This is a genomic window from Enterobacter cloacae complex sp. HYC033_NIDB, from assembly GCF_056673335.1.
The window spans coordinates 1810379-1828742 of record NZ_CP115123.1 but is presented as its reverse complement, the minus strand read 5'-3'; the positions used below and the strand labels follow the sequence as shown (position 1 = coordinate 1828742).

General features: G+C 58.1%; 12 protein-coding genes. 4 read left to right on the top strand and 8 right to left on the bottom strand.

From position 1 onward, the window contains the following. Positions 1–14: 14 nt before the first annotated feature. Positions 15–1085, bottom strand: coding sequence for a tRNA preQ1(34) S-adenosylmethionine ribosyltransferase-isomerase QueA (gene queA / locus O1721_RS08610; RefSeq protein ID WP_017694427.1), 1071 nt, complete (start codon positions 1083–1085; stop codon positions 15–17). Positions 1086–1177: 92 nt separating this feature from the next. Here queA and acpH point away from each other — a divergent pair, with 92 nt between their 5' ends. Together acpH and O1721_RS08600 are read left to right on the top strand one after the other, a co-directional pair. Next, a complete protein-coding gene (gene acpH, locus O1721_RS08605) occupies positions 1178–1759 on the top strand; it encodes an ACP phosphodiesterase (protein WP_479953759.1) in 582 nt (193 codons plus the stop codon). 127 nt (positions 1760–1886) lie between these two features. After that, complete coding sequence (locus O1721_RS08600; RefSeq protein WP_003859113.1) at positions 1887–2489, top strand: peroxiredoxin C; 603 nt, start codon at positions 1887–1889, stop codon at positions 2487–2489. 49 nt (positions 2490–2538) lie between these two features. Here the strand turns inward: O1721_RS08600 and O1721_RS08595 are convergent, their stop codons facing one another. From O1721_RS08595 to phoB, 7 genes are all read right to left on the bottom strand, one after another. Next, the gene (locus O1721_RS08595; RefSeq protein ID WP_032647403.1) at positions 2539–3918 is read right to left on the bottom strand and encodes a DUF3999 domain-containing protein; all 1380 of its coding nucleotides are present in this window, start codon (positions 3916–3918) and stop codon (positions 2539–2541) included. Further along, a complete protein-coding gene (locus O1721_RS08590; protein WP_032647402.1) occupies positions 3915–6524 on the bottom strand; it encodes a DUF2339 domain-containing protein in 2610 nt (869 codons plus the stop codon). The genes O1721_RS08595 and O1721_RS08590 overlap by 4 nt, the downstream gene beginning before the upstream one ends. Before the next feature lie 91 nt (positions 6525–6615). Continuing rightward, positions 6616–8433 carry a maltodextrin glucosidase gene (gene malZ / locus O1721_RS08585; protein WP_032647400.1) on the bottom strand — a complete coding sequence of 606 codons (1818 nt, stop codon included), beginning with the start codon at positions 8431–8433 and terminating at the stop codon, positions 6616–6618. A gap of 163 nt (positions 8434–8596) precedes the next feature. After that, positions 8597–9970, bottom strand: a complete 1374-nt coding sequence (proY, locus tag O1721_RS08580) for a proline-specific permease ProY (RefSeq protein ID WP_017383160.1) — start codon at positions 9968–9970, stop codon at positions 8597–8599. 81 nt (positions 9971–10051) lie between these two features. Further along, positions 10052–11371 (bottom strand): branched-chain amino acid transporter carrier protein BrnQ, encoded by a 1320-nt coding sequence (gene brnQ / locus O1721_RS08575; RefSeq protein WP_003859118.1) that lies wholly within the window; start codon positions 11369–11371, stop codon positions 10052–10054. A gap of 409 nt (positions 11372–11780) precedes the next feature. Further along, on the bottom strand, positions 11781–13076 hold the full coding sequence (phoR, locus tag O1721_RS08570; RefSeq protein ID WP_032647398.1) for a phosphate regulon sensor histidine kinase PhoR: 1296 nt from the start codon (positions 13074–13076) through the stop codon (positions 11781–11783). 21 nt (positions 13077–13097) lie between these two features. Next, positions 13098–13787, bottom strand: coding sequence for a phosphate response regulator transcription factor PhoB (gene phoB / locus O1721_RS08565; protein WP_003859122.1), 690 nt, complete (start codon positions 13785–13787; stop codon positions 13098–13100). A 187-nt stretch (positions 13788–13974) separates the two neighbouring features. On the opposite strand from phoB, the gene sbcD reads away from it, so the two are divergent. Continuing rightward, on the top strand, positions 13975–15180 hold the full coding sequence (gene sbcD / locus O1721_RS08560; protein WP_032647397.1) for an exonuclease subunit SbcD: 1206 nt from the start codon (positions 13975–13977) through the stop codon (positions 15178–15180). Further along, complete coding sequence (gene sbcC / locus O1721_RS08555) at positions 15177–18308, top strand: exonuclease subunit SbcC (protein WP_032647395.1); 3132 nt, start codon at positions 15177–15179, stop codon at positions 18306–18308. The genes sbcD and sbcC overlap by 4 nt, the downstream gene beginning before the upstream one ends. Positions 18309–18364: the final 56 nt, after the last annotated feature.

Below are 18364 nucleotides of genomic sequence, written 5' to 3'. Positions count from 1 at the left end.
ACGGTGCCGCGGACTTATTCCCCGACACGCTCATTCAAAGCCTGCGGATTGTACGTGATAAACATCGCGTCACCGTAGCTAAAAAAGCGATATTTTTGTTCTACCGCAGACTTGTAGGCGTTCATCGTATGCTGATACCCCGCAAACGCGGAAACCAGCATAATCAGCGTCGATTCAGGCAGATGGAAGTTGGTCACCAGCGCATCAATGACTTTGTACTGATAGCCCGGGTAGATAAAGATCTGCGTATCGCCAAAGAACGGCTCAATCAGCTCGCTTTTCGCGGCCTGCGCAGCGCTCTCAAGGGAACGTACCGACGTTGTACCGACGGCCACGACGCGATTACCGCGCGCTTTCGCCGCCAGCACCGCATCCACAACCTCCTGTGGCACTTCGGCATACTCAGAGTGCATGATGTGGTCTTCGATGCTGTCCACGCGCACCGGCTGGAAGGTGCCTGCACCAACGTGCAGCGTCACGAACGCCATCTCTACGCCCTTCGCGCGCAGTTTCTCCAGCAGCGGCTCATCAAAGTGCAGGCCCGCCGTTGGCGCCGCCACCGCGCCAGGCTTCTGGCTGTAGACGGTCTGATACAGCTCGCGGTCGGCCTCTTCGTCCGGGCGCTCAATATACGGCGGCAGCGGCATGTGGCCGATGGCGTTGAGGATGTCGAGCACCGTGCGCTCGTCGTTGAATTCCACTTCAAATAGCGCGTCGTGACGCGCGGTCATGGTCGCTTTGATGCTCTCGTCATCCCCCAGCAGCAGTTCAGCGCCCGGCTTCGGCGCTTTGGAGGCGCGAATATGTGCCAGAATACGTTTATCATCGAGCATACGTTCGACCAGCACCTCAATCTTACCGCCGCTGGCTTTACGGCCAAACAGACGCGCCGGGATCACGCGGGTATTGTTAAAGACCAGCAGATCGCCAGGGTTGAGCTTGTCGAGAAGATCGGTGAAAGTACCGTGCGTCAGCGCGCCCGTTGGCCCGTCCAGTGACAGCAAGCGACAGCTGCTACGCTCAGGCATGGGATAGTGAGCAATCAGGGATTCAGGTAGTTCAAAGGAGAAATCGGCGACGCGCATGACGTATACTCGTGACTTAAAAACAGGCGGCATAGTCTAGTGCTCACACCCTTTTGCTGCAACAACTAGCCGCCACCGGACAACGAAAACGCATGAATTTTCTCGCTCACCTGCATCTCGCTCATCTCGCGGACAGCTCCCTCTCCGGCAATTTGCTGGCCGATTTTGTACGCGGCAACCCCGCGGAAGACTTTTCCCCGGAGGTTGTCGACGGGATTTTTATGCACCGCCGCATCGACGTGCTGACCGATAACCTGCCGGAAGTGACGGAAGCCAAAGCCTGGTTCCGCCCCGAAACCCGACGCGTGGCGCCGATCACGCTCGACGTCATGTGGGATCATTTCCTGTCGCGCCACTGGTCCCGGCTGTCGCCTGATATGTCGCTGCCTGAGTTTGTGCGCTACGCCCACGCGCAGGTGTCGATCATTTTGCCGGACTCCCCGCCGCGCTTTGTGAATCTGAATAACTATCTCTGGTCTGAACGCTGGCTGGAGCGATACCGCGAGATGGATTTCATTCAGAACGTCCTGAACGGCATGGCGAGCCGTCGACCGCGTCTGGACGCGCTGCGCGACTCATGGCATGACCTGGATGGACATTATGATGCGCTGGAAACCCGCTTCTGGCAGTTCTACCCGCGTATGATGACGCAGGCGAAAAATAAAGAACTGTGAAGTCGGTTCGATTGATAGGTAAAAGCTGGTGGAACGATTGTTACCACCTCTTTGTCTTATTCCCGTACTGCCTCTATACTGGCCCGCGTTGCGTTCCAAATAACCTTAGTATCTACAGGAGAATCATATGGTTCTGGTAACTCGTCCGGCTCCGGATTTTACAGCTGCCGCCGTTCTGGGCAATGGTGAAATCGTTGAAAACTTCAACTTCAAACAGCACACCAACGGTAAAGCGACCGTTCTGTTCTTCTGGCCAATGGACTTCACTTTCGTTTGCCCGTCTGAGCTGATCGCGTTCGACAAACGTTACGAAGAATTCCAGAAGCGTGGCGTGGAAGTGGTTGGCGTCTCCTTCGACTCTGAATTTGTACACAACGCATGGCGTAACACCCCTGTCGAAAACGGCGGCATCGGTGCAGTGAAATACGCGATGGTTGCGGACATCAAACGCGAAATCCAGCAGGCTTACGGTATCGAACATCCGGACGCTGGCGTTGCACTACGTGGTTCTTTCCTGATCGACGCGAACGGCATCGTTCGTCACCAGGTTGTGAACGATCTGCCGCTGGGTCGTAACATCGACGAAATGCTGCGCATGGTTGACGCGCTCCAGTTCCACGAAGAGCATGGTGAAGTGTGCCCGGCTCAGTGGGAAAAAGGTAAAGAAGGTATGGCGGCTTCCCCAGACGGCGTAGCTAAATACCTGTCTGAGAACGTATCCAGCCTGTAATCGGCACGGTTTACCAAAAAACCCGCGAATACGCGGGTTTTTTTATGGCTTATGCTGCGCCGTCTTTTTTTACCTCGCGCCAGATGCGCCATGCCATACCCGCAAGCACCATCACCCCCGCAATCAGTACGCCCCAGACCATCAGCGTTTTCATTCTGCTTTCCTGCTCAGCCGCAGACGTCGCGGTTAAACGCGCCTCGCCACCCAGCGGGACAGGTTCCAGCGTATCCGCCATCGGCAGGGCTGCCAGATCGTAGGTTTTACGCAGTTCGGTCGGGATCAGCATATCCGTCTCCACGCTCGCCGGTTTCGCAGCCCCGTTCCCCCACGCGAGCAGGTACGGCCCCTTCCCCTGCGCGTTAAACACCAGATCGTAGCGCACGCGTTGCCCGGTCACGCCAGGCAGGTTCTCAGGCAAACGCGCATTGAGGGTCTTGATTTTTACCGCCTCGACCAGCCCGCCAGGGAGCGGAACAGGTTCAGACGTTTTGCCGCCGAGCTGGTAGATCACCTCTTTTTTCAGCGTATGCCACCGATCCTTATCCGCCTCCCGCCAGGCTATTTCTGCCGGGAGAACACCGTCGCCATTCAGCATGAAGCCGATCGCACTCAGAGGCTGCGGATGTTTCCAGCGCCACACGGCTTCGCTTTCGGATAACCGCTCCCCCTCTCCCGCCAGGCTAATGTGCTCAGATTCCGGCTGTTCAGTCGCGTTAATCGCGTTGACGCCGGTTAACGTCAGGGCAGAACGCCCCGTGTTCAGCACCAGCAGCAGATAACGATTCGCCTCAGGCGATAACACCAGATCGGTATCGATGCGGTCGAGCTTCAGGCGATCCTGTCCACTCATCACGTCCAGCAGGGGCATCTCTTCGCGCAGGGTATACCAGTTTTTCAGATCCTCGCTGTAATAGACCGATGCCGTCCCCTGCCACGAGCCCTGCGGCGTGTCCCAGAAAAGCTGGAGCTGAGAGAGCGGAACCTCCGTCGCGTTTTCCGGCAGGGTCAGCAGATAGTGCTGTCCGGCAGCCGCCGCGTGTTGCCCTTCCAGCACAATTTCCACGCCGTTTCTGGCCCGTAGCATAATTTTATCGCCGCTGTCCTCTTCTCCGCCCGGCGAGGCGTTAAGCGCAAAGAGGCGCAGCGCCGTGGTGGTCGGTGCCGGCTGCGGACGCATCGTGGTAACCAGGCTGAACGGTACCGGCTCGCCCGACTGATTAAACACGCGCACGTCGCGCAGATCGGGCGATGTGCTCTGCTGATAAACCGCCAGCGGCAGCATGACCCGATACCACGGCGAAGAGGCAGAGGTATCAAGGGACAGGCCATAGGCATAATCCCGCGGGGATTCCGCTGGCGCGCCCTCGCAGAATGCCGGACCGGCCACGGCCAGCAGTGCCGCACAAACAACCGCGTTCATCCATTTCATTTTTCTTCTCCTGCTTTAGGCGGTAGCGGCGAGAAATAGCCCACAATCAGGACCAGGATCGCCACGCCAATAAACGCGACGGCGCGCGCCAGGCCGCCACCGCCCGCGCTGTCCACCAGCATCAGTTTGAGCATGACCACCCCCAGTAGCGCCGCACCGCCAAGCCACTGCTGACGGGAGGCGTGACGGGTGGCGCGGATCATGACCACCAGCGCGCACAACATCCAGAACAGGGCAAAGGTGGTCTGGATAAGCCGCGAATGCCACAACGACTCCATATTCCAGGCCACCTCGCCGTACCACGCCAGCGCGCGCAGCAATGCGCCGTTAAGCCACCAGAAACCCAGGGCCATCAGCACAACGGCGGGCCACGGACGGGACTGCGCAAGCGATGCCGGATAGTAGCGATCCACTTCCCGATAAAACACCACCAGCCCCAGCAGCGCGAACGCCGCCCCTTCCTCAAGCGGGTTCACCAGCGGCAGCCATGTCTGTCGATAGACCACACCGTCCTGCAAATTGGTCACGACCAGCAATACCACCAGCGCCACAACCACAGGGATCGCGGCAAGGCAGGCGTAGAGCGCAGGCCATACCCGGAACGGCCACCCGCGACGCCGCACGGCCGCGGAGAGCGCCATAATCACCCCACCGCCAACAGCCATCGCAATGCCGCTTCCCCAGGCCGCCATGCCCCACGGCAGGGAGCGGGCAAACCAGTAAAGCTCGGCGGCTATGGCGAGTAAAATCATCCACACCAGCGACAGATGCAGCCCCATTGAGATGCGCGGCAGAAGTTTATCTTCGTCGCACCGCAGCAGCATCAGGGCGGCAGGCAGCGCAATAGCCCAGGCCAGATTTGCCCAGCTGGCCGCCAGGATTTGCTGTTGCCAGATCTGATACAGCACCATCAGCAGCATCACCGGCCACAGCAGCCATTTGCTGGCATCCAGCTCCCGCCACGCCAGACGAGCGGCGGCCTGCCGCCATCCCCAGGCCGACGCCGCCGTCAGCGCCAGCACGCCTGCCAGAACCGATAACTCCTGCTTCAGGAACAGCTGAGATGCGCCCAGCTGCGCCACTAACCAGAACAGCAGCCCACCGGCCAGCAATGCCCAACTGCCCGGCTGCGCGATTTTCTGCCACAGCCAGGCCGCAGCCAGCCAGCAAAGACTGAGCACTGCGAAAATAAGCAGCAGGCTCAACGAGGTGACGCCGTCCATTTGCGCCCATATCGCGCTGCCGAGCGCCAGCACCAGCAGCGCCGTCCCGCTATAGCTCATGCGCCGCTGCTGCTGTTGCACGCCCAGCCAGAGAATACCCAGCCCTTCCAGCGCCCAGGCCATCGCCGTCCAGCGCGCTGAAAGCGCCAGCGGAATGGCAAGCGTGGCAAACCCGCCGCCGATCGCCAGCGCCGCCATAATCAGTGGCCGCCCGACAGACGGATAGCGTCGCAGTGCGAGAAACGCCAGTGAGAGATAAAACGCACCATAGCCCAGCGCACTGAGCGCCGGGCCGTACGTCCAGTGAGACGTCATGCCATACTGCATCCCAAAACCAATCAGCGGCGGAGCAAACAGCAGTGCGCCGTCAATAATCTGTTTGCCTTTTTCCTGCGCCCGCAGCGACAGCGCCACGCTAAACACGCCAAAAATAAGCGTATTGGCAATCAGGAACAGCTGACAAATAACATAGTCTTCCGGCTGGTAGTCGCTCAGCCCCCACACCCCGCCAACGCCAAACGTAAAGAGCAACCCGAGCAGGTTGAGCTCGCGCCAGTGCTGCCAGATGCTGATGACGAGAATGCCGATGGATAACAGGAGATAGAAGGAGAACAGCGCCACAAAGCTGCCGCCTCCGGTAGACAACAGCAGCGGCGCAAGGTATCCGCCGAGGCTCGCCAGCATGGCAAGGCTCAGCGCCTTTTGCAGCACGGCCAGCCCGACGCTCGCCGCGCAAATCACCACCAGCAGCGCAAACGCCAGCGTCATCGGCAGCATTTGCCACAGCCGGAATGCGCCAAAGACGGTTAGATAAAGCACGCCGGTCGCCCCGCCCTGGAGGATCAGCGCGTAGATCCGCTGCCTGTGCCGCAGCCGCCATCCAACGGCCAGCAGAACCATGGCAAACAGCGCCGTGGCGGCAAGACGCAGCTCAAGCGGAAACAGTGAATGTTCAACGGTATAGCGCAGCAGGAAAGAGAGGCCGAGGAAGAGCAGTACAATCCCCAGTTTTGCCAGCGGATTGCCCTGCATAAACCAGCGCGTCAGCGAGGACAGGATGCCGCCAAAGGTGTAAGGCCGTTTTGCCGCCGGTACAAGCGCTGGTTCTGCTTCAGTGACGGGCGGTTCGGGACGCCAGGGATCGACAGGTGCGGTAACGGCTTCTGCCACCGACGCTGGCGTCTCCACCGGCGCGGCGGTCTGCACCGGCTCCGGCGCTTTCTCAGCGACACCGCGCTGCTCAAGCGCCTCAATGCGCTGGCGAAGCCGGGCGATCTCCTGCCGCGCCGCCGTGCTTCGGTTAAAGCCTATCACCGCGAGCACGGGTGCCACGACCAGCGCAAAAACCAGGAACAAACAGCCAAGGATGTAAAGCTCGTCCATGTTTCCACCTTCACCGTAAACGATCCGCTAAGATTGACACAAATCGTTGCATTTGCGCCATCTTAAAAGGTGAAAACTATTCTGCCTGCGCTTAGCTGCCGAACCAGACCGCAGCGGAGATCGCGGGCAGCGTGAGCACGCTCTCCTGGAACGTCGCTTTACCCTCTTTGATCTTCCACGTTTTACCGGCCAGCAGCGGTGAATCTTCCAGCACCACTTCACACGCCTCGCCCCGGTTGATCGCCACCAGCACGCGCTGCTGGTTATAGACGCGGACAAAGACCACTACGTTATCGTGGGCGTACATCACCTGGCAGCCCCCGTAGCGCAGGGCCTGACTCTGCCTGCGCAGCGTCGCCATACGCTGGTACAGGCTGAACAGATCCTGATCCTGTTTTTCACTCTCCCACGGGAAGGTTTTACGGCAGAACGGATCGTTATTCCCCTCCAGCCCCACTTCATCGCCATAGTAGATGCAGGGTACGCCCGGCCAGGTAAAGAGCCAGGTCACCGCCAGCGGCAGACGCGCCACATCTTTACCCAGCAATGATTTAAAGCGCGCGGTATCATGGCTGTCGAGCTGGTTAAACATCCGCAGCTGCTGCTGATGCGACAGGCCAGCGCGATAGTTTTCCATCCACGCCATGCAGGTTTCGGCGTCGATATCCTGCGGATCGTAAGAGATATCGGTGTTAGCGAGGAAACCCCACAGCGGGAAGGTGAAGCCGCGATAGTTCATCGCCGCGTCTTCTGCATCAGCCTGCAACCACTGACGCGCGTCGCCAAAGTGTTCCCCGAAGACGAACGCTTCCGACCGGGCCGCTTTTGCCGACCGGGTAATGGCGGCGACATGTTGAAGGTTATTCCGCGCCCCGCCTGATTCACCCAGCATATGCACCACGTCCAGCCGCCAGCCGTCCATGTTCCACGGCGCTTTCAGCCAGTGGCGCACGATGCTGTCGTCGTCGCCGTAGATCTCATTCACCAGCGATGGCGACTGGAAATCGAGCTTCGGCAGGCTCGGGTAGCCCAGCCAGTCCAGGGCGCGGCCATTCTCATCAAAACTGTACCAGTCACGCTGCGGTGAGTCTGGATTATGGCATGCGCCGCTCATCGACTGATTATGACGGTCAAACCACGCGTGAGAATCACCGCTGTGATTGAACACGCCATCAAGGATCAGGCGCATACCCTCTTTTTGCGTGTTGTGCCGCAGCCGCAGCAGCGCCTCGTCACCGCCAAACTGCTCGTCAACGTGGCGATAATCCTGCGTATCGTATTTGTGCACGCTTGGCGCTTTAAACACCGGGTTCAGGTACAGCGCCGTCACGCCGAGCGTTTTCAGGTACGGCAGTTTTTCGCTGATACCGTCGAGATCGCCGCCGTAAAAGGTCGATCCCCCCGCCTGGGCGGTCAGCGGCTCGTCCCATTTTTTCAGAATAATGTCGTGACCGACCGCATGATGGTAATAAACCTTGTCCTGATCGGCGTTGCGCTTTTCGCTGCGCGCAAAGCGGTCCGGGAAAATCTGGTAAAAGACCTGATCGTTAACCCACTGCGGGCCGTTATCCGGGTGATCCACGGCAAACTGCTCCAGCCGGGCCGGAGGAAAACGGCTGAAGCCCTGCGGGGTAAACCACAGCTGCCGGTTGTTCCACAGCAGCTTGAAGCCGTAGCGGCGACGCGGCTGCCCGCTGCGCAAATCGATATTTGCCCGCCACGCCGTGACGCCCGGCTGCGGCTGGCTGCGCACTTTGTGCATTTTCAGCGACGTTTCTTCGTTATCCACTTCGGCGCGCAGGGTCACACGTTCAGGCTGATTGTCCCCTGCCAGCCAGAGCGTAATCACAAGGTTGTCTTTGTTTTGCTTAACAAATGGGGCAACCGGAAGGTGCCAGGCGTTTAACATCACGAATCCCCTTTGATGAAATTGACGTCACCTTGCCACAGGGTGATTAAAGATAGCTCATCGTGTTCGGGATTATTGGGGGAGGAGAACGGAGGAGGAGATTTTTTCCAGGGCAAAAGGGAGTGTAGGCCGGGTAAGCGCAGCGCCACCCGGCATTTTTACCTTACTGTGCTTCCGCCAGCTGACGATCGCGGCGACATTTAAACATCCAGCCCACCAGCAGCAGGACGATCCACGCGAAGCCCACGTACAGGGAAATACGGGTATCCGGGTGATAACCAATCAGGCCAATGATGAAGACCAGGAAGATGAGACCGACAATGGTCGTTGGCACGCCGCCCGGCACTTTAAACTTCAGCGCTTTGGCCTCTTCTGGCGACAGGCGGCGACGGAACGCAATCTGCGACAGCAGGATCATGATCCACACCCACACCGTCGCAAAGGTCGCCAGTGACGCAATCACCAGGAAGACGTTCTCCGGCATGATGTAATTCAGGTAAACCGAGAACAGCAGCGCCACGGTCATGACCAGCACCGTTACCCACGGGGTGCCGCGACGCGATGTTTTGGCAAACACCTTCGGCGCACTGCCCTGCTCCGCCATGCCGTGCAGCATACGACCCACGCCGAAGACGTCACTGTTGATGGCCGACAGCGAGGCGGTCAGTACCACAAAGTTGAGAATGCTGGCGGCAAACGCAATGCCCATATGCTGGAAAGTCAGGACAAACGGGCTGCCGTTGGTGCCCACCTGGTTCCACGGGTAGATGGACATAATCACAAACAACGTGCCCACGTAGAACACCAGGATACGCATCGGCACCGAGTTGATGGCGCGCGGAATGGACTTCTCCGGATCTTTCGCTTCCCCGGCGGTGATGCCGATAATCTCAATACCGCCATAGGCGAACATGACCATCTGGAGCGACATGACCATCCCGAGCCAGCCGTTGCTGAAGAAGCCGCCGTTGCTCCACAGGTTATGGATGCCGGTTGGCTGCCCACCGTTGCCGATACCCCAGATGATGATGCCGAAACCGGCGAGGATCATGATGATAATGGTCGCGACCTTGAAGAAGGAGAACCAGAACTCCAGCTCGCCAAACACCTTCACGCTCATCAGGTTAACGGCGCAGATGATCAGCACCACGCTCAGTACCCAGATCCAGTGCGGCACGGCGGGGAACCAGACCCCCATATAGATGCCAAACGCCGTCACATCGGCAATGGCGACAATCAGGATTTCGAAGCAGTAGGTCCAGCCGGTGATAAACCCGGCCAGCGGGCCTAAGTTTTCTTGTGCGTAGCGGGAGAAGGAACTGGCAGACGGGTTGTGAACCGACATCTCCCCCAGCGCACGCATGATGATATAGGCCGCCACGCCGCCGATGATGTAGGCCAGCAGAACGCTTGGACCGGCCATTTTGATGGCATCTGCCGAGCCATAAAAAAGACCGGTGCCGATAGCCGAGCCCAGCGCCATAAAGCGGATGTGGCGGGTGCTCAATCCACGTTTAAGTTTGTTAGTGCTTTCCATTAAAATCTTGCCATTCAACACGAAAAAAACAAAAAACCACGGGGCCTTAAGCCCCGTGGTTAAACAATTTGTTGCCGTTGATTAATGGGCGTTGGATGTCACCTGACGCCCTGCCGCACGGTCCCAGATAATCGCCAGAACCAGCGCTACAACGGAAGGCATCAGCCAGGCCAGGCCCTGCTCGGACAGCGGCAGACGCTGTGTCCAGGCTGGCAGGATTTCTGCAAATGCTGATGCTTTGATCCCGTCAAGGATACCAAAAATCAGGCTGATAAACATGGCCGGCGCAATAATTCGCGTCGAGTTATGCCACCACGGGCGGGTGAAGCTCAGCACCACCAGCACGATACATGGCGGATAGATCGCCGTCAGCACCGGAATTGACACCTGAATCAGGTGGCTCAGACCGAGGTTTGACACCGCCATGGAGAAGATGCCAAGGATAAACACCAGCGTGCGGTAAGAGAGCGGCAGATACTGAGCGAAGAACTCCGCGCAGGCGCAGGTCAGACCCACCGCCGTCACCAGACAGGCCAGGAAAATCAGCGCCGCCAGCAGCATGCTGCCTGCACCACCAAAGGTATGCTGCACGTAAGCATGCAGGATCGCCGCGCCGTTTGCGCTCTGATCGACCAGCGTTGCGCTATCTGAACCCAGACGGAACAGCGCCAGATACAACAGCGTCAGGCCGACACCGGCCATCAGGCCAGCCCAGATGGTGTAGCGAGTCAGCAGGCGCGCTTCGGTCACCCCGCGGGAACGCGCGGCGTTAACGATAACGATACCAAACACCATCGCACCGAGCGTATCCATTGTCAGATAGCCGTTCACGAAACCGTTTGAGAACGCCGCGTTCTGATAAGCGTCCATCGCGGAGCTGATGGGCCCCGCAGGCCAGACGATGGCCGCAACCGCCAGCACGATCAGCGCCACAATTTTCAGCGGAGCCAGGAAGTTACCCACGGTATCCAGCAGTTTGCCGGGATAGAGAGAAACCAGAATCACGATGGCGAAGTAAATGAGGCTGTAAATAAACAGCGGCATCGCGCCGTCACCGGTCAGCGGGGCGATACCCACTTCAAAGGAGACGGTCGCCGTACGTGGGGTCGCGAACAGCGGGCCAACGGCCAGATAGCAGACGGTTGCCAGCAGAACGCCAGCCACTTTGCCAATCGGGGTGCTGAGGCTGTCCACACCGCCACCGACTTTCGCCAGCGCGATAACGGTCAGTACCGGCAGGCCCACGGCAGTAAGCAGGAAGCCAAACGCAGCCGTCCAGACGTGTTCACCCGCCTGTAAGCCAACCATTGGAGGAAAAATGATGTTACCTGCGCCAACGAACAGCGCAAATGTCATAAAGCCCAGCGCGATAATGTCACGCGATTTCAAGTGATGGGTCATAAAACCTTACTGCCTGTGGATGTGGTGTTGAATACGTTGAGATTTTCGCCATCCCTCACGGGACGATACAGCGGAAAATTTGCTCAATTTCAGCGGGATATGCTCCCGTCCTGGCGTGGCGAAGAATAGTTTTTCGATTTACCACGCAAATACAGTCGGTCTGACAGTATATGGGGGGCAATTTAAACGCTTATAACGTTTAAAGGCAAGAAGGGATCGTAAAACCAGAACAATATGCCAGCATGAAAATTCAGACCAAAATAATATGCCATGTATAAGAAAAACTCATGGCTAATCATGCGAACAAAAAAGCACCAGCCGTATAATATTCATCCGCGTTTCGCTTGACTGCAAAGCAAACGGGCCAGCAATCGCTGGCCCGTGGAAAGGTAGCCTGACACATCTGCCGTCAGGCGCTTTTTTTGGCAATTAATCGTTCCGGAATCACGAAGCTAAAGCGCGTGCCCTTACCCAAGGTGCTTTCGATATTGAGCCGGCTTTCGTGATGGCTGACGGCATGCTTCACAATTGCCAGTCCCAGTCCGCTCCCGCCGGTCTGCCGCGAGCGCGCCTTATCCACCCGGTAGAATCGTTCGGTGAGACGCGGGAGGTGCTCGGGCCCGATCCCCGGCCCGTTGTCCTCGACGCTAAACTCAGCGCCCGCCGGGGTATGCTGCCAGCTCACCGCGATATGCGTCCCTTTCGGGGTATGATTCACGGCGTTATAGACCAGGTTTGAGATAGCGCTTCGCAGCTCATCTTCACTGCCGAGCACTTTCAGCGTGTTATCAACGTCAAAACTCAGGGTGTGCTGATTATGACTCAGCGTTTGGGCTTCGCGCTCCACCACCCGCAACATCATCGGCACATCAATGATGTCGTTTAGCGCCAGCGACGGGGCAGCCTCAATCTTTGAAAGCGTCAGCAGCTGTTTGACCAGCCCTTCCATGCGGAACGTCTGCTCCCGCATGGTATGCAGTGCTTTCTCACGCGGCGCCCCCTCAAGCGTTTGCTCCTGCATCATCTCCAGGTAGCCCTGAAGCACCGTCAACGGCGTACGCAGCTCGTGGCTAACGTTGGCAAAGAAGTTACGTCTCGCGCCCTCAAGCTGGTGCATCTGGGTAACGTCCCGCGCTACCATCAGCCACTGCCGATCGCTGTAGGGCATCACGCGGATTTCCAGATGGCGACCGTTATTGAGCTTCAGATTGTGCGGGCGCGAAAAATCCCGCTTTTTCAGATACAGCGTGAACTCGGGATAACGCAGAAGGTTCAGGATGTTCTGACCATTATCATCCGGCCAGCGCAGGCCCAGCAGCTGTTGCGCGAGGCCATTACACCAGAAGATTGTCCCTTCTTCTGTCGTCAGGATCACCGCGTCCGGCAGCGACTCCGCACCGCTACGAAAGCGTTTGATCAGGCTTCCCAGCTCACGACGGCGCTTTTTGTTACGCATCTGCATCTGGTGCAGGCCGTAGAGTAGCGGTTCCCAGCTCCCGCTTCCCGGCGGGGGTGTCATACTTCTGTCGACCCACAGCCACCAGGAGAGACGCAGTAAATTCCAGAAATGCCAGACGAGCAATCCCGTCACGGCCACCAGTAAAAACCACGGCAGATAGCCAAAGATAGCCCCCAGAATGAGGGCCGGAATACAACATAAGATCAGTTCAAAGACGAGCCTTTTCCATGACAGACGTTCCAGCACGCGTCACACTCCTGTCATTGTTCAGAAACGGGTCGAGAAACGATAACCCGTGCCGCGGACCGTCTGTACCATGCGATCGTGGCCGCTCAGTTCCAGTGCTTTACGCAGGCGGCGAATATGGACGTCAACCGTTCGGTCTTCGACATAGACGTTAGTTCCCCAGACGTTATTCAGCAACTGTTCGCGGCTGTAAACGCGCTCCGGGTGGGTCATAAAGAAGTGCAGGAGTTTAAATTCGGTCGGTCCCATATCGAGGGGATTTTCACCGGTCATGACCCGGTGTGAGGTAGGATCCAGGCTCAGCCCCTGCATCTCAATCACCTCTTCCACCGCCATCGGTGAAATACGGCGCATCACGGCTTTGATACGCGCCACCAGCTCTTTCGGGGAGAACGGTTTAGTGATGTAATCGTCCGCGCCGGTTTCCAGACCGCGCACGCGATCCTCTTCCTCGCCGCGCGCCGTCAGCATTACCACCGGGATATCGCGGGTCATCGCCTCGCGTTTGATATGCTTGATAAACTGCAATCCGGAACCGCCAGGCAGCATCCAGTCCAGCAGGATCAGATCGGGCCAGGGTTCATTCAGCTGGTTCACCGCGCTGTCATAATCTTCCGCTTCAACCGGCTGGAAGCCATTTTGTTCAAGCACGAAGCACACCATTTCACGGATCGGAGCTTCATCTTCTACGACCAGAATACGTCTCGCCATACTTTGCCCTGTCTTATCGTATTTAAGTTACAAGTCTGTAATGCGGCGTCATTATGCGTCAGATTTATGACAGATTTATGAAAAACATTACCACTATAAATAGCAAACTGTTGTTTTATTACAGCGGTTATTTTCCGTTCCCCGAACGTTTATAATCCTGCTTTCTTATTATTGCCACGGATCTTTTATGCGCATACTTCACACCTCAGACTGGCACCTGGGTCAAAATTTTTACAGCAAAAGCCGCGCCGCGGAACATGAAGCGTTCCTGAACTGGCTGCTGGAGACGGCTCAGGCTCACGAGGTGGACGCGATTATTGTGGCGGGCGACATTTTTGATACCGGATCGCCGCCGAGCTATGCGCGTGAGCTGCACAACCGTTTTGTGGTCAACCTCCAGCAAACCGGTTGTCACCTTGTGATTGTCGCCGGAAACCATGACTCGGTGGCGACGCTGAATGAATCCCGCGATATTCTGGCGTTCCTCAATACCACCGTGGTGGCCAGCGCCGGACACGCGCCGCAGATCCTGAAAAAACGCGACGGCACGCCGGGCGCAGTGCTGTGCCCAATTCCGTTTTTACGCCCGCGCGATATCGTGCAAAGCCAGGCAGGTCTGTCCGGCAGCGAAAAACAGCAGCATCTGTTGCAGGCCATCACCCGCTATTATCACCAGCAACATACGGAAGCCTGCGCCCTGCGCGGCGATCAGGCCATTCCGATCATTGCCACCGGGCACCTCACCACCGTCGGAGCCAGTAAGAGTGATGCGGTGCGCGAGATCTATATCGGTACGCTGGACGCGTTTCCGGCGCAAAACTTCCCCCCCGCCGACTACATTGCCCTCGGGCATATTCACCGGGCGCAGATCATCGGCGGCTGCGAGCATATCCGCTACTGCGGCTCGCCCATTTCGCTCAGTTTTGACGAAACGGGCAAAGCCAAATCCGTGCATCTGGTGAGCTTCACCGGAGGCAAACTCAGCGCCGTTGAGACGCTTGAGGTGCCGGTCACCCAGCCGCTGGCGGTGCTGAAAGGCGATCTGGCCGCCATTACCGCTCAGCTTGAGCAGTGGCGCGGCGCAGCGCTTAATCCCCCCGTCTGGCTCGATATCGAAATCACCACCGACGACTACCTGTACGATATGCAGCGTAAAATACAGACGCTGACGGAAGACCTTCCCGTGGAGGTGCTGCTGGTACGCCGCAGCCGCGAGCAGCGCGAGAAAATACTGCTCAACGCCCAGCGTGAAACGCTTAGCGAACTTCGGGTTGAAGAGGTGTTCGCGCGGCGGCTTGCGCATGAAGAGGTGGACGAGGCCAGACGCACCAGGCTTAACGAGCTGTTTGCCCAGACCCTGCATTCCCTCCATGACGAGGACGAAAACGCATGAAAATTCTGAGCCTGCGCCTGAAAAATCTGAATTCGCTAAAGGGTGAGTGGAAAATTGATTTCACCGCGGAGCCGTTCGCCAGCAACGGACTGTTTGCCATCACCGGCGCAACCGGCGCGGGTAAAACCACGCTGCTGGATGCCATCTGCCTGGCGCTTTACCACGAAACGCCGCGTCTTAATAAGGTCTCTCAGGCGCAAAACGACCTGATGACGCGCGATACCGCCGAATGCCTGGCAGAAGTGGAATTTGAGGTCAAAGGCGTTGCTTATCGCGCTTTCTGGAGCCAGAACCGCGCCCGCAACCAGCCGGACGGGAACTTACAGGCACCGCGCGTTGAGCTGGCCCGCTGCGAAGACGGCAAAATTCTGGCCGACAAAGTCACGGATAAGCTGGAACAAACCGCCACGCTTACCGGGCTGGACTATGGTCGCTTTACCCGTTCGATGTTGCTCTCTCAGGGGCAGTTTGCCGCCTTCCTGAATGCTAAACCGAGCGATCGCGCAGAGCTGCTGGAGGAACTGACCGGCACGGAAATTTACGGCCAGATTTCCGCCATGGTTTTTGAAAAACACAAAGCGGCACGTAACGCGCTGGAGATGTGCGAAGCGCAGGCCGCAGGGGTTGTGCTGCTGAGCGAGGAACAGCAGCAGCACTTGCAGCAAAGTTTGCAGGCACTTACTGACGAAGAAAAAGTCCTGCTGGCACAGCAGCAAAGCCAACAGAAAGATTTTCAGTGGCTTACGCGTAACGACGAACTGATACGTGAGCAGCAGCGTGCAGCCGCTTCGCAGCAGCAGGCGCAACAGGCTCTGACGGACGCCGCGCCCCAACTGGCGAAGCTCAAGCTGGCGCAGCCCGCCGCCCAGCTACGTCCGCTATGGGAGTATCAGCAGGAGCAGACCACCCGCCTGGCGCAGACAACAGAGCGAATTGTTGAAGTAAATACTCGCTTACTCGACAGAGCGGTGCAGCGCTCGCGTATTCGCAACGGTGCGCTGCGCAACCGTGAACAGTTGCAGACAGAGCACAAGGTACTGACGCAGTGGCTGACCGAACACGATCGTTTCCGTCAGTGGGGGCAGGAAATTGCCGGCTGGCGGGCGCATTTTACGCAACTGGGTCGCGATAAAAATCAGCTTGTTGCCCAGTCAGCGCGCATGGCTGAGCTTCGTCAGAAGCTGGCTGAGATGCCTGAAAGTAGGTTGACGCTGACGGCTGAGGATCTCGCGACGGCAATGGAGCAACAGGCACAGTCGCGGGCGCTCCGCCAGCGTCTGACAGCGCTTCACGCTCGCTATCAGCCGCTGCAAAAACGACTGCGCCAGAATGCGGAAAGCGTGCAGAAAGCGCAGGCTGAGCAGGCTAAGTTCAATGAAACGCTGATCCTGCGGCGTCAGCAGTTCAAAGAGAAAAATCAGCACTATGCCGACCTGAAAGCGCTCTGTGAGCGTGAGGCGACAATCAAGGATCTTGAGAACTATCGTGCACAGCTCGAAGCGGGTAAGCCTTGCCCGCTCTGCGGTTCACGCGAACACCCGGCAGTTGTGCAGTATCAGGCGCTTGAACTGACTGACAATCAGCGCCGCCGCGACGCGCTGGAGAAAGAGGTTGCCGCGCTAAAAGAGGAAGGATTGCTGGTGCTCGGGCAGGTGAATGCGCTGACCCAACAGATCCAGCGCGAGACAGAGGAAGCACAGGCTCTCTCTGAGGAAGAGCAAGCACTTACTAAGGAGTGGCTGGAGGTCTGCGCCTCCCTGAACATAGCGCTGAATATTCAGGATGATATAGCCCCCTGGATGAGCGAACAGGAACAGTATGAACGCCAGCTGTATCAGCTCAGCCAGCGTCTGACGCTGCAAAACCAGCTCAATGAACAGGAAGGTCAGGCGCGCCAGTACCAGCAGCAGCTGACGGCGACGCGTCAGGCGCTGGCGGCCTCGTTACAATCGCTGTCGCTTAGCGTGCCCGATGAAGGGGCTGAAAGCGCCTGGCTGAGCGCGCGCGAAAGCGAATATACCCTGTGGCAGGAAAAACAGGCCCAGCACGGTACGATTCAGGAAGGTATTAACGCCCTGATGCCCATTCTGGAAACGCTGCCGGTTACCAATGATGCAGAAGCCGACGCGGTTATCCCTGAGAACTGGCGCGGCATCCACGACGAATGCGTGTCGCTGCAAAGTCAGCTCACCACCCTACAGCAACAGGAGACGCTTGAGCGTGAACGGCTCCAGCAATCACAGGCTCAGTTCAACGCCGCGCTGACCGCGAGCTGCTTTGCCGATCGGGACGCATTTCTCTCCGCCCTGCTGGATGAAACGTCGATCCACCAGCTTGAACAACAAAAGCAGACGCTGGAAAACCAGCTCCAGCAGGCCACGGCGCTTTCGATGCAGGCAAGCCAGCAGCTTCAGGCGCATCAGGCACAGCGCCCCGAGGGGCTGGAAACCGATGCCGCAACGCTTCAGGCGCAGTTACACCAGCTGGCGCAACAGCTTCGGGACAACACCACGCATCAGGGGGAGATCCGCCAGCAGCTCAAACAGGACGCCGATAACCGTCTGCACCAGCAGGCGCTTATGCAGCAGATTGAGGAGGCGGCGCGTCAGGCCGACGACTGGGGCTATCTCAACGCGCTGATAGGCTCCAGCACCGGCGATAAATTCCGTAAATTCGCCCAGGGGCTGACGCTGGATAATCTGGTGTGGCTTGCCAACCAGCAGCTCAACCGTCTGCATGGCCGCTATCTGCTTCAGCGTAAAGCCAGCGACGCGCTGGAGCTGGAAGTGGTCGATACCTGGCAGGCCGATGCGGTACGCGATACCCGTACCCTTTCCGGCGGGGAGAGTTTCCTGGTCAGTCTGGCGCTGGCTTTAGCGCTTTCCGATCTGGTCAGTCACAAAACGCGCATTGACTCGCTGTTCCTGGATGAAGGATTCGGCACGCTCGACAGCGAAACGCTGGACACCGCGCTGGACGCGCTCGACGCGCTGAACGCCACCGGGAAAACCATTGGCGTGATCAGCCACGTAGAGGCAATGAAAGAGCGCATTCCGGTGCAGATCAAAGTGAAGAAGATCAACGGGCTGGGATATAGCAGGCTGGACAGGGAGTTTGCGGTGCAGTAAATGGGGGGATGATGCGCTCTGGTGCCCTCATCCTGGCCCTCTCCCACGGGGAGAGG